Source organism: Micromonospora sp. 4G55 (genome assembly GCF_016803375.1).
Genome location: NZ_JAEVHN010000108.1, coordinates 1 through 13719, shown reverse-complemented (window position 1 = coordinate 13719; position 13719 = coordinate 1). Strand labels below are relative to the sequence as shown.

11 protein-coding genes are annotated in these 13719 nt (G+C 73.3%); 4 read left to right on the top strand and 7 right to left on the bottom strand.

Annotated elements, in window-relative coordinates:
- From JNW89_RS12165 to JNW89_RS12155, 3 genes are all read right to left on the bottom strand, one after another.
- On the bottom strand, positions 1-695 hold a 695-nt coding region (locus JNW89_RS12165), incomplete at its 3' end, for a hypothetical protein (RefSeq protein ID WP_238449000.1).
- A complete protein-coding gene (locus tag JNW89_RS12160) occupies positions 692-3463 on the bottom strand; it encodes a peptidoglycan-binding domain-containing protein (protein ID WP_238448999.1) in 2772 nt (923 codons plus the stop codon). The genes JNW89_RS12165 and JNW89_RS12160, both read right to left, overlap by 4 nt.
- A complete protein-coding gene (locus JNW89_RS12155) occupies positions 3463-4287 on the bottom strand; it encodes a hypothetical protein (protein ID WP_238448998.1) in 825 nt (274 codons plus the stop codon). Before JNW89_RS12155 ends, JNW89_RS12160 begins: the two co-directional genes overlap by 1 nt.
- A 498-nt stretch (positions 4288-4785) precedes the next feature.
- Between JNW89_RS12155 and JNW89_RS12150 the strand changes: the two genes are divergently transcribed.
- On the top strand, positions 4786-5820 hold the full coding sequence (locus JNW89_RS12150) for a PHB depolymerase family esterase (protein WP_238448997.1): 1035 nt from the start codon (positions 4786-4788) through the stop codon (positions 5818-5820).
- A gap of 9 nt (positions 5821-5829) precedes the next feature.
- Here JNW89_RS12150 and JNW89_RS12145 read toward each other — a convergent pair whose 3' ends face one another.
- Positions 5830-6270 (bottom strand): DUF2267 domain-containing protein, encoded by a 441-nt coding sequence (locus tag JNW89_RS12145; protein WP_238448996.1) that lies wholly within the window; start codon positions 6268-6270, stop codon positions 5830-5832.
- Between the two features lie 279 nt (positions 6271-6549).
- Between JNW89_RS12145 and JNW89_RS12140 the strand changes: the two genes are divergently transcribed.
- Both JNW89_RS12140 and JNW89_RS38715 read left to right on the top strand, forming a co-directional pair.
- Entirely contained in the window at positions 6550-8409 is a 1860-nt protein-coding gene (locus JNW89_RS12140; RefSeq protein WP_238449002.1) for a transketolase, read from the top strand.
- Positions 8410-8484: 75 nt separating this feature from the next.
- Entirely contained in the window at positions 8485-8910 is a 426-nt protein-coding gene (locus JNW89_RS38715) for a DUF2267 domain-containing protein (RefSeq protein ID WP_375155082.1), read from the top strand.
- A gap of 854 nt (positions 8911-9764) precedes the next feature.
- On the opposite strand, the gene JNW89_RS12130 is transcribed toward JNW89_RS38715, so the two are convergent.
- From JNW89_RS12130 to JNW89_RS12120, 3 genes are all read right to left on the bottom strand, one after another.
- Entirely contained in the window at positions 9765-11618 is a 1854-nt protein-coding gene (locus JNW89_RS12130; protein WP_238448994.1) for a xanthine dehydrogenase family protein molybdopterin-binding subunit, read from the bottom strand.
- A 240-nt stretch (positions 11619-11858) separates the two neighbouring features.
- Positions 11859-12851: a xanthine dehydrogenase family protein subunit M gene (locus tag JNW89_RS12125; RefSeq protein WP_238448993.1), complete on the bottom strand. Its 993-nt coding sequence runs from the start codon at positions 12849-12851 to the stop codon at positions 11859-11861.
- Positions 12848-13396, bottom strand: a complete 549-nt coding sequence (locus tag JNW89_RS12120) for a 2Fe-2S iron-sulfur cluster-binding protein (RefSeq protein WP_309139979.1) — start codon at positions 13394-13396, stop codon at positions 12848-12850. The genes JNW89_RS12125 and JNW89_RS12120 overlap by 4 nt, the downstream gene beginning before the upstream one ends.
- Before the next feature lie 79 nt (positions 13397-13475).
- Here JNW89_RS12120 and JNW89_RS12115 point away from each other — a divergent pair.
- Positions 13476-13719 (top strand): XdhC family protein (locus JNW89_RS12115; protein ID WP_238448992.1); only part of this gene is annotated, 244 nt, incomplete at its 3' end.

Here is a 13719-nt window from a genome sequence, read left to right as displayed (position 1 = left end):
GGCAGCGCCGGCACCGGCAGCGTGTAGCGCCGCCCGGTCGGCCAGGACGGCCAGCCGACCACCGAGGCCAGCGCGGCGGCGACCTCGCCGTCGGCGGCGACGACCTGCCGGACCGCGGTGACCAGCGCCGTCTCGTGCGCGTCGGTCCAGCCGGTGGGCGCGCCGGTGAAGTCCGGCCCGAGCGTCTTCGCCCGCACCAGCACCTGCTGCAGCTCGGTGGCGGCGCGGGGGCGGGTCCGGAACTCGGGTTTCTCCGCCGCCGAGGCGGGTGGGCCGAGGGCGACCAGTTGGTGGGCCCGGTACTGCTGCCAGCAGGCCAGCACCGCCACCGACCGCTCGGAGGTGAACAGGTCGCCGATCCGCGCCCGGCGGGGTGTGCCGTCGGCGCCGGGCACGTCCGCCACCGTCGGGGTGACCGCCGGGTCGGGGGAGTCCCAGCCGGTGGCGAGCAGGTCGTGCAGCCGCTGCCGGGCGAACGTCCACAGCCCGCGCCGCACTCCGTCGTGCCCGCGCAGCGCGAGGGCGTACCGGTGCATCCAGTGCCAGGAGCGCAGGCCGAGCAGCTCCAGGGTGGTGCCGATGCCCTCGCGGGCCGCCCCGGTGGGGTCGGCCTGCGCGGCCCGGGCCCGCAGGACCCGCAGGTCGGTGAAGAGCAGTCCCGCGCCGTCTCGGCCCCAGCCCGGCACGGCGGTCACGCCGCCCTGCCCGCCCAGGGCGTCGTACGCGTCGCGGTCGGTGGCGCGCAGGAACGCCAGGTACGCCCACAGCTCTCCGGGGTCGGCGGCGATGTCCAGCGCCGGCGGGCAACGTGGTCGGGGCGACCAGCGGCCCGTGCGCGCGCCAGCCGAACGGGCCGAACCGGATCACGCCGGGTCGCAGGCCTCCACCGAGTCGAGCCAGCCGCCGGCGCGTCCGGCACCCGGTTCTCCGCCACCGCGCGAAGCACCTTGAAGGTGGAGAGTTGCCGCGCGGCGCGTACCCCCGGATCGCCGCCCGCCGCGATGGCGGCGGCCAGGTCGCCCAGCGTGGGGCCGGCGGTGTGCCCCTGCGGGCGGGGCAGGATGGCCTCGGGCAGCAGCTCCGACTCGGCGGCGAGCACCGGGCCGGACCACTCGGGGGCGGTGACGTGCGGCCGGTGGGAGCCCAGCCGGATCAGCTCCGGGTGGCCCTCGGGGGCGCTGCCCGCGCCGGGCGGGCGGCCGGTCACCACCCGCGAGTACAGCCGCTGGTCGGCGGCGGTCACCTCGTCGAAGATCCACACGTTGGGCGCGGCCAACCGCTGCGGGCTGTCGCCGGCCACCTGCCAGGACTCCACCACCACCGGGCAGCGCCACCGCTTCTGCAGCCACCGCTTCATCGCCACCTGGGTGGCCAGGTCGGCCACCCCGCTGACCGGGCCGAGGTAGCGCTCGGCCTCCGGCACGTCCACCGGCTGCAGCCGGTCCGACCAGCGCGGCGTGGTCGACCCGGCCGCCTCGACGGCGGTACGGGCGGCCCGGGCGTACGTCTGGAACTCGCGCACCGCCCAATAGGTGACGATGCCGTACATTCCGTCGATCTCGCCCGGGGTGAGGAACCCCAGCGTGGCCAGGTCGTGCTGCAACCGGCTCACCCAGCGCTCGGTGACCAGCGCGGCCGGGCGCTCCACTCCGTCGTAGCGGGCCTTGGTGGTGGCGGTGGCGTCCCGGTCGTCGGGGCGCAGCAGCCAGCCGCCGTAGGGCGCGGTCTCGGTGAGCGAGCAGCCGTAGGAGAGGTCGACGGTGAACGTGCTCAGCGCGGCGGCGCGCTCCTCGCCCGGCAGGTGCCACCAGAGCCGCTGGGTGGCCGACTTGCACTCGCCGGCGGGCCAGTCGAACGTGATCTCGCCGAGGTTGTTGTAGCCGACGATCTCCTTGCCGCTCTCCCACGATCCCTTGTAGCGGTCCAGGTTGCGGGCCGCCGCCAGGTACTGGGCCAGGGCCTGGTCGCGGGGCAGACCCGCCGGGTCCACCACCGACTCGGGGGTGCCGTCGCGGCGTACCGTCGGGTCGGCCTCGTCGTGGCGGACGAACTCGACGTGCACGTTCCACTCCGGCTGTCGGATCAGCCGGCGCAGCGCGTCGATGTCGCTGACGGCGGGACGCCCCGACACCCACCAGCCGGTGACGTCGTCGGCGGCGACGGTCACCTGCAGGCCGGCCTGCATCCGCTGCCCCTCCTTGTCGGGCAGTTCGTTGGCCCAGCCCACCAGGTCGATCCACCCGGTGACGTCGAGCAGCGGCACGTAGCCGACGTTGTGCAGCGCCCGGGTCTTCCAGTCCTCGTTGCGGAAGGCGCTGGCGACGAAGCCGGCGATCACTCCCTCGGTGCGGTTGACCCCCTCGTACGGCTTCGCCGGGTCGGGTCCGCACCCGTACGGCAGGACGGCCGAGTAGCGGATCCGCTCGGCCGAGCCGAAGTGGATGTCGCCGCCGAGCAGCACCAGCCGGCGTCGGCGTACCCCGTCGGGGCCGGCCGGCGCGGCGGCGAACAACCGCCCGAGAATCTTGTGGACGGCCGCGTCGCTGGACACCCACGCGTCCTCGGCGTCCGCCGTCCACCGGCCCGCGGTCGCCCGAGCCAACGGCTGCGCCACCTGCTCCAGGATCGGCACCCCGAACAGCGCCACCGGTTGCGCGACCACGGTCACCGCGTCGTCGCCGAGCACCCCGCCACCGGTGATCATCTCGTCGAGGGGTGCGTCGTCCAGCAGCAGCCCGGCCGGGTGGCCGGCCCCGCCGGGGAACTGCCGCCAGGTGCGGGTGTCCAGCGCGACGAGCTGGTAGCGCGGCCAGGTGACCGTGTAGTGGTAGGTCAGCGCGCCCGCCGGCCGGACCAGTCGTCCCTCGGGCGTCACGCCGGTGGGCAGGCCGAGCCGGGTCCGCATCGCCTGGTCGTCGGCGTCGCCCGGGGTCGTCGACCAGCCGCGCAGCGCCGCCAGCGTCGCGCGCCCCGGCTCACCCGCCGCGCCCGCCTCGGCGAACCGCTCCGGGGTGTTGCCCCAGGCCTGGAACACCGCGAACGCGGCCATCGCGTTGCGCACGATTCGCCGGCCCAGCGGGGCGTTCACCACCGCGTCGGTCACCCAGGAGCGGGTCATGTTCCAGTCGTCGGTGACCTCGTGGTCGTCGGCGACCATCAGCGTGGGCACGTTCGCCAGTTGCCGGCGCACCGCCGCCAGTCCGGTCCGGAACGTCCGCAGCCCCAGCGCCTGCCGCTGCCACCGCTCGTACCGGCCGATGATCTCCTTCTGCTGGGCGCTCGGCGTGTACGCCCGGCCGGCGCGCATCAGGTCGTACACCGTCTCGCCCGGCCGCCGGTCCTGCGGGTCCTTCAGGATCCGGGTGTCGGCGGGCAGCACGTGCTCGAACGCCGGCCAGCTCTCCGGCCACAGCACGTCCGACCAGACCATCAGGTACATGCACAGGTACTCGCGCAGCGACATCAGGTGGCTGTCCGCCGCGCCGGAGGTGAACTTCGCGTCCCGCTCGATCGTGGTGGCCCGCTTCCCCGGCAGGTACGCCGCGTCGGTGGGCTGGGCGCTGGTCCCGATCGGCAGCGTCTCCGGCGCCAGGCCGAGCCGCGCGCCACCCCGAGGTACGCGGGCACCTCCGGATCGCTGCCGCTGGCCGGGACCGCGGGGTGGCCGTGGACCAGCGCGATCAGCGGGTCGGCCACGTCGTCGGCGTATATCTGGTCGCCGCCGAGCACCAGCTGGTGCGGCCGGAGCAGCGGGTCAGCGCCGGCCGTCGCGATGACCGAGTCGAGGGCGGGGAACGCGTCGTACCCCTCTCCGTGCGGCTTGCGGCACGACCCGTGGAAGATCCGCAGGCGGTTCGGGTCGGCCGGTGGGGTGGCGAAGGTGGGGAACGCCGGCACCGTGCCGGGCGCCTGCGGGTGCCCCTGGTACGTCAGCGCCTTCCGCGCGGTGGCCGCGTCGGCCGCCACCACGTCGGCGTCGAAGAGGCTGCCGGCGCTCGCGCCGCCGGAGAAGGACAGGTCGTAGCCGTAGAGGGTGCCGGGCTGGAGGGTGACCCCGGCGACGGTCACCGCGACGACGTGCAGCCGGTCGGCCAGGCGTACGGTCGTGCGGCTGGCCGTACCCACGGTCGCGCCCCTGGCGAAACCCGGGCCCGGGCCCACCGCGAAGACGGTCAGCGTCACCGTGCAGTCCGCCTTCAGGGCGACGAAGACGGTGGCACTGGTCGGGTCGACGCGCCGCACGATGGGGCCGCAGAACACCAGGGGCAGGCTGGACGGAACGGTCATGGTGGTCCCTTCGCCCTCGATGCCACCTGCGCGGCGGGTCGGCCGGTGGTGTGGCCGAGGAGGCGATCTCCCACCTCGAATTCAAGTCATCGGAGGTCGGTTCGGGCACCGGCGCATCAGGGGAAGGTTTCGGCCGGCGGTCTGACAACCATCGGGCCGACGGTGCGGGTGGTGCGCCGAGCGGACGGGCTGAGTGTCCACTCAGGTTCTTCTACTGACGGGGACCCGACGCGCGGCTTGCCGCGGGGTCGCGCGGCGCGCTAGGAACGGGCGGCTCGGCCACCCTCTGTGCTCCCTGACCTGTGTTGAAGCCGGGTCGGCGCGCGGGAGCGCGAGCCGGATCGGGCCGCGGCGGGGGCGACAGCTCCGGCATGGACGAGCGCTACACACCGGCACCGCCCGACATGTCGGCCCCGCTCATATCCAGTGAGGTCTATGTCACGTTAGCGTCTGCGCACGCCGACACCACCGCCGGCGCTCCCGGACGAGGAGAGCGTCTTGAAGACACCGCTGAAGGCCACCACCACCGTCCTCGCCGCCGTCCTGCTGCTGATCCTGACCACCGCCGCCCCCGCCCAGGCGGCCACCCCGGCCACCAAGGCCCCGGTCTCCGGGTCGCTGCGGGCCTACAACGTCTCCGGCGTCTACGTCGCCGGCGTCTCCTCCGGTGGCTACATGGCCACCCAACTGCACGTCGCCTACTCGTCCCGGATCCGGGGCGCGGCGATCTTCGCCGCCGGGCCGTACTACTGCGCGCAGAACAACGTCTCCCAGGCGATCTACGGCTGCGGCGACAACCAGTACCCGACCAACCTGTCCGCCCTCGAGACGTACACCCGGACCTGGGCGTCCTACGGCTGGGTCGACCCGGTGAGCAACCTCTCCGGCGATCCCGTGTACGTCTTCCACGGCACCAACGACAACACGGTGAAGAAATCGGTCACCGACGACCTGGTCCGCTACTACCAGCACTTCGGCGCCAGCGTGCAGTACGACAGCGCCTCGTCGGCCGGGCACGCCTGGGTGTCGCCGTACGGGACGGTTGCGTGCACCGCGACCGCGTCGCCGTTCCTCAACAACTGTGGGACCGACCCGCAGAACAGCCTGCTGCGCAAGCTGCTGGGCAGCGTCTCCGCACCGAACACCGGCCCGCTCGGCGGGACGCTCATCCGGTTCAGCCAGAGCACCCACGCGGTCAACGGCTGGGCACCCGGCCTGAGCATGGACGACAACGGCTTCGCCTACGTGCCGTCGTCGTGCGCGGCCGGGCAGTCGTGCCGGCTGCTGGTCGCCCTGCACGGCTGTCTCCAGGGGTACGGCAAGGTCGGCACCGCCTTCGTGGACCGGGCCAACCTGAACCAGTACGCCGACACCAACAACCTGATCGTGCTCTACCCGCAGGCGAGCACCAGTTCCAGCAACCCGAACGGCTGTTGGGACTGGTGGGGCTACCTCGGCGCGACCAACTACCCGATCAAGGGGGGCGCGCAGGTGGAGACCATCATGAACATGGTCCGCCGACTGGACGGCTGAGCCGCCGCGTCACCGGCGGTGACGCGGGGCGGGCCGGGCGGCGCACCTAACCGCGGCTGCGCCGCCGTCGAAGGGCGCCACCGGGTCGGCGACCTGTTCGAGTTCCGCCGGGAGCTGGGCTACGACGTCGTCGTAGTCGCCGGGTGGGATGGCCTCGCGGAGGGTGTCGAACACCGCCCGCATGCCGATCTCGGCCAGCGCCGGCTCCACCTCGGCGCGTCCACTGACCCGTTGCACGAAGACGTCGAGCCCGAACCGCTCCCCGGTCTCGCTGGACGCGAACGCGTACGCCTTGAGGTCCTCGGGAAGCTGGGTGGCGAGGTCACGGGCCTCGCCCCCGTCTATCCGCTCCGCCAAGGTCCGCAGCGTGGCCTGGGTGAGGGCGGTCGCTCGCGCCGATGACGTGTTCGCCCGCTTCGCCACCATGCCGATGAAGTCGTTGCTGTCCACGTTCGGAGCCTTCCTCTTGGCCGATGGCGGCATCTACCCGTGCACCACCACGGCAAACGGCGGTGCGCGCCCGGACACCCCGGCGGCCCCGCGCCGCCTGGTACCGAGGTGAGTTTCGGGACCCAGGCCGCATATCGGTGGTTACCGGATGGCGACCCGGTTTCCTGGCTACCGTAGGTGCGGAGCCGGTCAGCGGCGAGCGGCCCGGTCGATCGGCCGGACGGCCCGGCGTCCGGGGCTGGCCGAAAAAGCCGATCGCTGGAGGCGACAGCGGTGACGATGGAAGCAGAGCGCACTCTCGACGAGGAGCAGCTCACCCAGCTGGCTGAGGTCGCCGCCCAACTGCGGGTGGACGCGATCCGGTGCAGCACCAAGGCCGCGTCCGGGCATCCGACGTCCAGCCTCTCCGCCGCCGACCTGCTGGCGGTGTTGATCTCCCGGCACCTGCGGTACGACTGGGCGGAGCCGGGCAATCGCGCCAGCGACCACCTGATCTTCTCCAAGGGCCACGCCTCGCCGCTGCTGTACGCGGTCTTCAAGGCGGCCGGTGCCATCAGCGACCAGGAGCTGGTCGACACCTACCGCCGGTTCGGGTCGCGTCTGCAGGGGCACCCCACCCCGGCGTTGCCCTGGGTCGACGTCGCCACCGGTTCGCTCGGTCAGGGACTGCCGGTCGGCGTCGGTATCGCGCTGGCCGGCCGGTACCTCGATCAGTTGCCGTACCACGTCTGGGTACTCTGCGGCGACAGCGAGACGGCCGAGGGCTCCGTCTGGGAGGCGCTGGACAAGGCCGGCCACTACGGGCTGCGCAACCTCACCGTGCTGGTCGACGTGAACCGGTTGGGGCAGCGGGGGCCGACCGAGCTGGAGTGGGATCTGGACACCTATCGGCGGCGGGTCGAGGCGTTCGGCTGCCAGGCGATCGTCATCGACGGTCACGACCTGGCCGCGATCGACGACGCGCTCGGCCGGGCCCGGCAGGCGACGGGTCCCACCGTCGTGCTCGCCCGGACGGTCAAGGGCAAGGGCGTACCCGAGATCGAGAACAAGCCGGACTGGCACGGCAAGCCGTTCAAACCCGATCTCGCCGAGCGGGCCATCGAGGCTCTCGGCGGGGTACGCCAGATCCGCGTCACCGGGCCGGCGCCCGAGCCCGCCCCGCCCACCGGCGCCCCCGCCGCTGAGCCGCTCCAGTTGCCGCGGTACGACAAGGGCGCGAAGGTGGCCACCCGCAACGCGTACGGTGACGCGTTGCGCGCGGTGGGCGTCCGGCCGAACGTGGTCGTCCTCGACGGTGAGGTGAGCGACTCCACTCGGGCCGACCGGTTCACCGACGCCTACCCCGACCGCTACTTCGAGATGTTCATCTCGGAGCAGCAGATGGTCGCGGCGGCGGTCGGGCTGCAGGTGCGCGGGTACCGGCCCTTCGCCTCGACCTTCGCGGCGTTCTTCTCCCGCGCCTACGACTTCGTCCGGATGGCCGGCGTCTCCCGGGCCGACATCGCCCTGTCCGGGTCCCACGCGGGCGTGGAAATCGGGGCGGACGGTCCCTCCCAGATGGGGCTGGAGGACCTGGCGGCCATGCGCGCCGTCCAGGGGTCCACCGTGCTCTATCCCAGCGACGCCGTCTCCTGCGCCGCTCTCGTCGCCCAGATGGTCGACCGCAAGGGCGTCAACTACCTGCGCACCACCCGGGGCGGCCACGCCGTGCTCTACGACAACGACGAACCCTTCCCGGTGGGCGGCAGCAAGCTGCTGCGCGGCGGCGACGACGACCGGGTCGCGCTGATCGGAGCCGGGGTGACCGTGCACAACTGCCTGGCCGCCGCCGACGAGCTGGCCTCCGCCGGGATCAACGCCCGGGTCATCGACCTCTACTCGGTCAAACCGCTGGACCGGGAGCGGTTGCTCGCCGCCGTCCGGGACACCGGTGGTCGGCTGGTGGTCGTCGAGGACCACTACCCCGAAGGTGGCCTGGGGTCGGCCGTCCTCGAATCGCTGGCCGACCTCGCCGAGCCGATCCGGCTGACCCACCTGGCCGTACGCGGGCTGCCCACCTCCGGGACGCCGACCGAGCTGATGGACCAGGCGGGGATCGGGGTCAGCGCCATCGTCGCGGCGGCGCGCGCCGCGGTCTGAGGGGCACGGCGCTGCAGGCCTCCGCACGCGCCCGAGCCGTTTCAGCCGTCCGCTCCCGGGTACCCGCACGGTCCGGTGCGAGAGGGGGTCCGAGTGAACCACGCGGAGTTCATCCAGGCGGTGGCGTCGCGACCTGGGGTGTTGCCGTCGCAGGCCGAGCCCGTCACCCGTGCCACGCTGGAGGCGTTGGCGGAACGGATCAGTGGCGGCCAGGCGCGGGACCTCGCCTCGCAGCTTCCCGAGGAGCTGCGGGTCTACGTGTCCGCACCCGACGAGGAGCCCGTACCGTTCGGGCTCGCCGAATTCTTCGAGCGGATCCAGGCACGGGCTGCGGTGGATCTTCAGGCGGCGACCGACGGTGCGCGCGCAGTGCTGGACACGCTGCGGGCGGCGGTCAGCGAGAAGGAGTACGGGGACTTCGTCGCCCAACTGCCGAAGGAGTTCTGGCAGCTCACCGGGCCGGCGGCCACCCGGCTCGAACCACGCCGGATCGGCACGTAGGCGCCGGTTCCGCTGCAATCGCCTGGGCGAACGTCAGTCCGCCGCGGTCCGCAAAGGACGCATGAGTGGGTGGCCCCCGGGGCACACTCCGGCACGTGGAAGACCGGGTCGCGGCGGTCCGGCACCAGGCTGCCGCCCGCGTCCTCGATGGCCGGTACCACCTGCCCGTCGGGGGAGAGGCAGTACCGGGCGGCGAAGCCGCCGTAGCGCAGGTAGACCGGCCCGTCGCCGTAGCGCAGGTCGCTGAGGATGTACGGCCCCTGCTCGCCGTCGAGCAGCGCCGCGAGTTCCTTGGCGGTCAGCTCCAGCTCGGCGTCGTCGCGCGGGTAGACCGTGATGAACTTGCCGCTGCCGCCCCGGCGGGCGTACTTGCTGTTGCGCATGAGCAGCATCCGCGGCCCGCGCAGGTGCTTGAACGGGATGCCGCGCGGCTGGCAGTAGTCCATCACCCGGGTCAGCACCCGTTCGGCGTTGTCCAGCCGGGCCGACACGTGGATCTTCCAACCCTGCTGGGGGAGCGAGCCGTCGACCGGGCCGTGGATCAGCCAGTCGTCCTTGACCTGGCACTCCCAGCCGTCCGGCACCGGGCGGTCCGTCGCGTAGCCGGCGACCACGGTGCTCGCGCTGGCCAACGAGTCGTAGAAGAGCGGATCGACCGCGCAGTACGAGTCGTACCGTTCATCCATGTCGCCTGCCTCCGCCGCCTGATCGGGTGAGGTCCATCCTGCGGACGGCCGAGAGGCGTGCGAAGTGCGATGAGTCATCGATCGGCGGTGAGTTTCCTACCCCGAAGTCGTGACAACGGCGGAGTTTGAAATCGCGAATACCGCGTGACCAGTGGTGTCCGGGCCGACCTACCGGCCGAGCAGCTTCTCCAGCCGGATCGGCAGGTCGCGTACCCGGACGCCCGTGGCGTGGTGCACGGCGTTGGCGATGGCGGCGGCGCTTCCGACGATCCCGATCTCGCCGATCCCCTTGACCCCGGCCGGGTTCAGCTCGGCGTCCTCCTCGGCCACCCAGTACGCCTCGATCCGCTCGACGTCCGCGCAGCCGGTGACGTGATAGGTGGCCAGGTCGTGGTTGACCCAGTCGCCGTACCGCTCGTCGAGCACGCCCTCCTCGTGCAGCGCCATCGACAGTCCCATCGTCATGCCGCCGATCAGCTGGCTGCGGGCGGTGGTGGGGTTGACGATCCGCCCGGCGGCGAAGACTCCGAGCAGACGTCCCACCCGCACCTCGCCGGTGTCCGTGTCGACCCGGACCTCCGCGAAGTGCGCGCCGTACGCGTAGCGGGCCAGCGGGTGTTGCGCCCGTACCTCGTCGGCGGTGCTCACCTCGGCGGTCAGCCCGTCCGGCGGCAGCGTCCCGCCGGGAGTGTCGCGGAGCCGCTCGCGCAGCGTCTCGCAGGCCCGGATCACCGCCCAGCTCCACGAGGCGGTGCCCATCGAGCCGCCGGCGACGGCGGCCGGTGGCAGATCGCTGTCGCCGATCCTGATCCGGACTCGTTCCGGCGGCACCGCCAGCGCGTCGGCGGCCACCTGCCAGAGCGCGGTACGGGCGCCGGTGCCGATGTCGGTGGCGTTGATCCGGACCTCGAAGCTGCCGTCCGGCGCGGCGGTGACCGCGGCGGCGGCGGCCCGGCTCCGCGCCGGGTAGCTGGCGCCGGCCATTCCGGTGCCGACCAGCCACCGCCCGTCGCGTCGGGCCCGTGGCGTCGGGTCCCGTCCGGCCCAGCCGAACCGGCGGGCCCCGTCCCGCAGGCAGGTGACCAGGTTCCGGCTGCTGAACGGCTGCCCGCTGTCGGGGTCGACCGCCGGGTCGTTACGGATGCGCAACTCCACCGGATCGACGCCGCAGGCGATCGCCAGCTCGTCCATCGCGGACTCCAGCGCGTACGCGCCGGGGCACTCGCCCGGCGCCCGCATCCAGAACGGCGTGGGCACGTCCAGCCGGACCAGTCGGTGGGTGGTGCGTCGGTGCGGCGCCGCGTACATGCTGCGGGTGTAGACGGCGGTCTGCTCGGCGAACTCGGTCAGCGTGGAGGTCTGGCTGATCGCGTCGTGGCAGATCGCGGCGATCCGGCCCTCGGCGTCCGCGCCGAGCCGGACCCGCTGGATGGTGGGTGTGCGGTAGCCGATCGGGCCGAACAGCTGCTGCCGGGTCAGGGCGAGCCGGACCGGCCGGTCCACCTGTCGGGCCGCCAGCGCGGCGAGCACCACGGCGGCCTTCGGGTACCCCTTGCTGCCGAAACCGCCGCCGACGTGCTCGGCCACCACCCGGACCGCCTCCCGGGGCAGCCCGAAGAGCTGGGCGAGGGTCGCCTGCACCGGCGACGAACCCTGGGTGGAGTCCTGGACCAGCAGCCGGCCGTCCTGCCACCGAGCCGTGGTGGCGTGCGGCTCCATCGGGTTGTTGTGGTAGGCCGGGGTGCGGTAGGTGGCATCCAGCTGGACCTCGGCGGCCGAGTACCCGGCGTCGAAGTCACCGCTCGCGGTGTCCGTCGGATAGCTCGGATTGACCTGGTCCGGCCGGTACAACCCGGGGTGGTGCTCGGAGAGCACCGTGCTGTGCGCGACGGTGTCGTAGTCGATCCGGACCAGCCGGGCTCCCTCCCGCGCCGCCTCGATGCTCTCCGCGACCACCACCGCGACGAACTGGCCGCGGTAGTGCACGGTCGGCTCCTGCAGCAGGAACAGCTCGGGGTCCACGTCGGGGGTGAGCCGGGGGGGCGTTGCCGTGGTGCAGCACGTCGAGCACCCCCGGGACGGCCAGCGCGGGGGCGGGGTCGACCCGGCTGATCCGGCCGCGCGTCGCGGCGGCGGGTACGGCCCACCCGTAGGTCACCGCCTCGGCCGGGTACTCGACCGCGTAGCGGGCAGCGCCGGTCACCTTGTCCCGGCCCTCCAACCGTGGGTGCTCGCGCCCCACCGCGCCCGTTGCGGTGGCGTTCATCGGTTCACCGGGCCGGCCAGGTCGGTGAGGGCGCGGACCGTGATGTTGCGGATCAGCGGGACCTTGAACGCGTTGTGGTGCAGCGGTCGGGCCGCGGCCAGTTCGGCGTCCGCGGCCCGCGCGGCCAGCTCGGCGGTGAACGGCCGGCCGCGCAGCGCGTCCTCCGCCCGGTACGCCCGCCAGGGCCGGTGCGCCACCGCCCCGTACGCCAGCCGGACGTCGCGGACGATGTCCCCCTCCAGGTCCAGTGCCGCGGCCACCGAACCGACCGCGAACGCGAACGACGCCCGGTCCCGGACCTTCACATACGTCGACCGCGTCGCGAACGGCAGCGGTGGAACCCGCACGGCGGTGATCAGCGCGCCCCGGGCGAGCGTGGTCTCCCGCTCGGGATGCGCGCCGGGAGACCGGTGCAGTTCGGTGACCGGGACGTCGCGGGGCCCGTCCGGCTCGTACGCCTCGACCACCGCGTCCAGCGCGACCATGGCGACCGCCAGGTCGGACGGATGGGTGGCCACGCACGCCTCGGACCAGTCGAGGATCGCCAGGTCCCGGTTCTGCCCGTGCAGGGCGGCGCACCCGGTGCCCGGCTCCCGCTTGTTGCACGCCCGGCCGGTGTCCTGGAAGTAGACACAGCGGGTGCGTTGCAGCAGGTTCCCCGCCGTGGTGGCCATGTTGCGCAGCTGTCCCGAGGCCCCGGCGAGCAGTGCGCGGCTGAGCATCGGCTGGTGCTGCCGGACCAGCGGGTGGGCGGCGAGGTCGCTGTTGCGGACGGTGGCGCCGATCCGTAGTCCGCCGTCCGGCAGCGGGTCCACCGTGTCCAGCGCCAGCCGGTTGACGTCCACCAGCAGGTCCGGCCGCTGCACGCCGAGCTTCATCAGGTCCACCAGATTGGTCCCCCCGGCGAGGTACGCCCCGTCCGGCGCTGCGTCGAGCAGGGCGACCGCCTCTGCGACGCCGGCCGGACGGTGGTAGCGGAACGGTCTCATCCCGACGCCGCCGCGTCGCGGACCGCGGCGACGATGTGGGGGTACGCCGCGCAGCGGCACAGGTTGCCGCTCATCCGCTCCCGGATCTCGGCGTCGGTCAGCTCCACCGGTCCCGTCAGGTCGGCGGTGACCGCGCTGGGCCAGCCGGCGGCGACCTCGTCGAGCATGGCCCGGGCGGAGCAGAGCTGCCCGGGGGTGCAGTATCCGCACTGGAACGCGTCGTGCGCGATGAACGCCGCCTGGAGCGGGGAGAGTTCCCCGCCGGTGGCCAGCCCCTCCACGGTCGACACGTCCCGGCCGTCCAGGGTGACCGCCAGGAGCAGGCAGCTCTTCGCCCGGCGGCCGTCGAGCAGCACCGTGCACGAACCGCACTGGCCGTGGTCGCAGCCCTTCTTGGACCCGGTCAGCCCCAGCCGCTCCCGCAGCGCGTCGAGCAGGGTGGTGCGGTTGTCGAGCGTCACCTCGTGCGTCGTCCCGTTGACGGTGAGGGTGACCGGGGACGACCACCCGTCGGTCGGGTCCACGCCCGCGCGCCCGTTCTGCACCGGGTCATCGTACCGACAACCGTAGGATAAGCCTTCAAATCGGGGCAGACAGCTCCTAGGTGGAAGGGGTGACCGGCGCATGCGGGATCTACTCGCCTCGCTCTGCGACCTGCACCGCCGGGGTGTGCCGTTCGGGCTGGCGACCGTGGTGTCCAGCACCGCCGGCCTGCCGGCGCCGGGCGACCTGCTCGCCGTCGACCCGGTCGGGGAGGTGCGTGGCGGGATCCCGGCCGGCTGCGTCGAGTCGGCGGTGCTCGACGCGGCGGCGGAGGCGCTGCGCACCGGCCGACCCCGGCTGGCCCGGTACGCCGTGGGCCCGGACG